Annotated in this window: 5 protein-coding genes and 1 pseudogene; all 6 read left to right on the top strand. The window is 41.7% G+C overall.

Annotation, left to right across the window (positions count from 1 at the left end; translation table 11 throughout):
• Positions 1 to 159: 159 nt before the first annotated feature.
• Positions 160 to 1,302: a N4-gp56 family major capsid protein gene (locus tag ACFIL3_RS08455; protein ID WP_375612492.1), complete on the top strand. Its 1,143-nt coding sequence runs from the start codon at positions 160 to 162 to the stop codon at positions 1,300 to 1,302.
• Positions 1,303 to 1,321: 19 nt separating this feature from the next.
• Positions 1,322 to 1,771, top strand: a complete 450-nt coding sequence (locus tag ACFIL3_RS08450; RefSeq protein ID WP_375612493.1) for a hypothetical protein — start codon at positions 1,322 to 1,324, stop codon at positions 1,769 to 1,771.
• A gap of 72 nt (positions 1,772 to 1,843) precedes the next feature.
• On the top strand, positions 1,844 to 2,542 hold the full coding sequence (locus ACFIL3_RS08445; protein WP_375613688.1) for a hypothetical protein: 699 nt from the start codon (positions 1,844 to 1,846) through the stop codon (positions 2,540 to 2,542).
• On the top strand, positions 2,542 to 3,999 hold the full coding sequence (locus ACFIL3_RS08440; RefSeq protein WP_375613689.1) for a hypothetical protein: 1,458 nt from the start codon (positions 2,542 to 2,544) through the stop codon (positions 3,997 to 3,999). Before ACFIL3_RS08445 ends, ACFIL3_RS08440 begins: the two co-directional genes overlap by 1 nt.
• A gap of 41 nt (positions 4,000 to 4,040) precedes the next feature.
• On the top strand, positions 4,041 to 4,424 hold the full coding sequence (locus ACFIL3_RS08435; protein WP_375613690.1) for a hypothetical protein: 384 nt from the start codon (positions 4,041 to 4,043) through the stop codon (positions 4,422 to 4,424).
• A gap of 1 nt (position 4,425) precedes the next feature.
• Positions 4,426 to 4,786, top strand: a pseudogene (locus tag ACFIL3_RS08430) (tail fiber domain-containing protein); the annotation flags it as partial.

Here is a 4,786-nt window from a genome sequence, read left to right as displayed (position 1 = left end):
GAATTTGCTGTATGGGTTGAGAAAAATCCCGAAAAATTTGAACAAATTATGAGCAGAGCGTGAGATGTGCGTGGTGACGCAACAGAGAGAACCAAGTGATTGTTATCGTTTGGGGGTGCCGCAAGGCGAGTTTTAAAACCAAGAAAGGCATTGATTGAAATGGCAGTAACACAGGTAAATCTTAATGACCCATTAGCCGTTGGCGTTTGGGCTAAGATGCTAAACACAGAAACTTCAAAAGCGTTGCCCATTGCACCGCTGATGGGAAAAGGAAAAAACAGCATTATTCAAGTATTGGATATGCTAGGAAAATCCGCTGGTGACTCTGTGACGAGCGGATTAAGAGTCCAACTTATGGGGGATGGCGTTAGCGAGGGACAAACGCTGGAAGGCAATGAAGAAGCACTCCAATTTATGAATGAAACGGTGCGTATTAACGAGCTTTCTCATGCTGTACGCGTAAAATATGAAGGCACCATTGATCAACAACGTGTTTTATTTAATTTACGAACAGAAGCAAAAGATGGGCTTGTTGATTGGTATGCAGATCGCTTAAGTTTGATGTTCTTCATTCAGGCAGCAGGTTATACAGCACCATGGATTCACTTCGAGGGACGCACCATAACCCTTAAACCCGTACACTATGGTTTTAATGCTCCATTAGAGCCAAGCAAATTGCGTATTATTCGTGCCAATAAGAAAAAGACTGATGAAGAACTTACAAAAGACGATGTTTTTACATTAGATCTTATAGATCAGGCTGTTGAACGCGCAAAACTTGCTAATCCACGTTTGCGTCCGGTTCGTGTTGATGGAAAATCGGCATATGTGATGTATCTCCACCCAACACAGGTAACTCAATTGCGTACCAATACAAAGAGCGGGCAATGGTTAGACATTACCAAGGCAGCTTATGATGGCTCTGGAGCTAAGAACCCAATTTTTGATGGCTCTCTGGGGATGTATAATGGAGTTATCTTACGTGAAGCTGAACATGTCCCCAATGGTATCAATTCAAAGACACAAGAGCCTGTTCCCTCTGTTCGTCGTGCTGTGTTGCTTGGTGCGCAAAGTGTTATCATGGCTTATGGACGCGTTGGCAATGGAGCAACAGGAGGCGATGGGAAAGGGGGAACACGCTATAAACTTGTTGAAGAACTGTTTGATTATCAACGTGAATTTGGGGTTGCAGCTAAAACCATTATCGGCATGAAAAAGTCACGCTATACCTTGCCGCATTCTGATCAAGGGGGACAAGACTTTGGTACGATTGTTATCCCTTCTTTTGCCGAAGCAAGCTAATTATTAAAGGATGACAATTATGGCAGAAAAATCGCTAATTACACAGGAACCTGTTGAGACCGTTGAGACTGTTGAAACCGTTGGCATAATAGATGAGGGATTGCCACCTGTTTTGCAAGGACGCAACAACTCTACGCAGCAGGTTAGTTTTTTACGGGCGCGTATTAAATGTACAGATCAAGGGTTGATAACAAAAATTGGCGTTCTACCCCGAGGGGCTTTTATAAAAAGTATTACAGCTTATACCATGGAGGATTTTGAAGATGTAACAGCTACATTTGGAAAAGAGCCTCATGGTAATGATTATGGAGATGTAGGGCTTCGGCAATCTACCGATGGCAATTTGTACCTTCCTATGGAGGAACGAGATGTTCCATTAGAAGCTGAAAGTACGATTTACATGACACGAGACAAGAAAAGCACCAAAGGTGATGCTGAGGTGATTGTTGAGTTTTACACTAATCGTTAAAGGCAAGGGGGCGTTTATTGCTTGCGTCCCCCTCCTATACAAGATGCCCCAATACATTTGGAAGAGGCTGATATGACAATAATAGTACAGACAGGTGGTCCGATTGGAGACAAACAGACCATTGCTCCTTGGGATAAAAATTTTATCCAGATGTTAAACGATATTCAGGATGAAATAGATGATCAAACAGATGAGTATGTTGATCAAGTGCAAAGGGCGATATTTTCGGCTATTCGCTTTTGTGAACGATTGCCTTTTTATTTCAATGAAAGCCGCGAAGTTGTTTTTACCACTCTAAAGGGCAAAAGCCGTTATGGCGCCGAGGCACATCCCTCTATAACAGGGGCTGTTCGCATTGTTGATGCTTATATTTATGAAGATAATCACAGCAAAGCAAAGCTTTTGCAGGTAGATCCGCTTGTTATTGAGAGCCTTGAGGATGATTGTAGCCATGGCATGCCTACACGCTATGCTTATTTTGAACAAAAGCTTGTCTTGTATCCAACACCAGAGCGCGTTTATTCTATCAGGCTTATTCTTGACCCTGTAAGAATAAAAGATATTGAGAGTGCACAAGAAGCGTCCATATGGTTTTTAGAAGCCTATGAACTGATCAAAACGCGTGCAAAATATGAAATTTATACCAATATTATTAAAGAACCACAGATGGCAGCGGCAGCTTTTGCCATGTTTCAAGAACAACTCGATGCGCTTCAAATTGAAACATCACGGCGCAAGAATTTGTTAAAAATTCAACACACGGATTTCTGATGACCTTTATTCCTATTGCTGAGTATAGACCAGATGTTGCATTTATTAATAGTGGTTATTCTAGTGAGATCGTGAACGTTTTACCTGCACCAAATTCGTATATTCCGTTTCCCATTGTGGCGCCGGTCTCAGATCCTTTTCCGGATGTGATTTTGGGGGTCTATGCGGTGCGCTCATTGGGTGGTGTGCGCATCATTGTGGGTGCACCAACAAAACTTTATGAATATGACAACAGCACGCGCGGCTGGAAAGACATTAGCAAACCTCACACACAATATCACGCCAATGAGACTGCACTTTGGTCTTTTGCCTCCTTTGGTGATCATATCATTGCTGTTAATAGCAATGACCCACCACAAATGCTTTCGTTAAAAACGGATGAAAGGTTTTGTGATTTGAGTGGTAATCCCCCGCGTGCTGGACTTGTGCGTGTGTGGGGTGATTTTGTTTGCCTGATGCAATTAACAGATAAGCCAAACCGTGTTCAGTGGTCCGGTTTGAATGATGCGACACATTGGACGGTTGGGGAGAAAAGTTGCGATTATCAAGATTTTCCCGATGGAGAATATGTTCAAGGGTCTACGGAATCAACAAATCCACTTATTTTCATGCGCTCCGCCATTTATCATGCAACCTTTGTACCAGGCTCTAAAATTATATTCAGTTTTGCAAAAATAAAAGACAAAATAGGGGCGAAAAGCAGCACAGCAATTGCAAGCCGTGGAGACTGTACTTTCTTTGTCTCTGATGATGGTTTTTATCAAATCAACAGTGCTGGTGAAATGCTCCCTATAGGCTTTGGTAAAGTCGATAAAACCATCTTCACACTTTACAATAATTTTGCCATTGATGAGATGAGAGCATGTATTGATCCGGTCTATTCTCGTGTTTATTTTTCTATCAATGATAACACTGAAGGGATGCATATTTATGTTTATGATTGGCTTTTGCAAATATGGAGTGTCATTAAGGGGCAAAACCTTCTCTTATTTCCCCTTTTTGCAGCCGGTTATACATTAGAAGGCTTAGACGAAGTACAAGAGAGCTTGAAAGATTTACCAGCTTCTCTTGATAGTAAGATGTGGCAAAATGGTGCGCCTGTTTTGGGAGCTTTTACGCCAGACAACACATTTGGTTTTTTTGCGGGTCCTCCAATGGAAGCAGTTATTGCTTCACAAATTGTGGGGGATACGGGCAGGCAAATCAACCTGATGAGTGAGGCTTTTGTTCAAGCGGATACAACAAAAGGTTTTTTAAGTGTTGGGGCGGCTTTTATCATTGATAACAAGAACCAATTAAATTGGGCTAAAGAGCGTTATGCCGGCTATAATATTGGGATGTATAATATCCGCTCACGGGCGCGTTATCACGCTTTGCGTCTGAGAATACCAGAAGGCACGCCATGGACACATATAACAGGCTTTGATGTAACGCTGAAACCCGCGGGCGTAAGATGAGTTTTAAGATCTATAATACAGAAAAATGGAGCGCTGAACAAATGGCGCCCTATTTTGACAATGTCATAAAATCGATAGCTTATTTTAATCAAAAATTCCCTGATGATTATAATACAGAGACCATTTTAAACGATATTTTGAAGGGAGAAAAAGTTCTTTGGATTATCGTTGATGCGCATGAAAACTTTATGGCGCATGTCACAACACAGTTACAAGAACTCGTCACTGGAGCATTAAGGGCGGTTGTTGTCACGCTTGGTGGAAAGGGAGGAGCACCCTTAACAAAGCTTATCACTCAGATTGAAGCTTATTACAAGGAAAAAGGGGCAAAAGAGCTTGTCATCATAGGCAGGCGAGGGTGGGAAAAATCTCTTAAATCGCATGGATATCTCGTTAATCTTTTAGAATATAGAAAGCAGCTTTAATATGGGAAAAAGTTCTAAACCAATCCAGAATACCCAAAACACGACGCAAACAAATGAACCCCCTGCATGGGCAAAAGGTATTTTTGAACACGCAGCTCAAGATGCCATGACTTTTTATAACCAAGGCAGCGGAAAAGCCGTTTATGACGGGCAGCGTGTTGCGGGTTTAAGTGATCAAACAAAGAATGCGATTAATGGGCTTAGCAATAATACGCATAACTATGATAACAACACTTTAAATGGATTAGCCACAGGGCAAAATTCAACAAGCCAAAACTTAAAGAACATGGCTTCAGGGCAACAAATAGGCAATAACCCTTACTTTGATGAAGCGCTTCAAAACACATTAAATAAGGCAACAA

It is taken from the genome of Bartonella sp. CE47NXGY, from assembly GCF_042195415.1.
Lineage (GTDB): Bacteria > Pseudomonadota > Alphaproteobacteria > Rhizobiales > Rhizobiaceae > Bartonella.
The sequence above is the reverse complement of the archived record's forward strand: the minus strand, read 5'-3'. Positions and strand labels throughout refer to the sequence as shown.

Coding starts and splice junctions, on each gene's coding strand:
- ACFIL3_RS08455 (WP_375612492.1), top strand. CDS start 160: ATGGCAGTAACACAGGTAAATCTTAATGACCCATTAGCCGTTGGCGTT.
- ACFIL3_RS08450 (WP_375612493.1), top strand. CDS start 1,322: ATGGCAGAAAAATCGCTAATTACACAGGAACCTGTTGAGACCGTTGAG.
- ACFIL3_RS08445 (WP_375613688.1), top strand. CDS start 1,844: ATGACAATAATAGTACAGACAGGTGGTCCGATTGGAGACAAACAGACC.
- ACFIL3_RS08440 (WP_375613689.1), top strand. CDS start 2,542: ATGACCTTTATTCCTATTGCTGAGTATAGACCAGATGTTGCATTTATT.
- ACFIL3_RS08435 (WP_375613690.1), top strand. CDS start 4,041: ATGGCGCCCTATTTTGACAATGTCATAAAATCGATAGCTTATTTTAAT.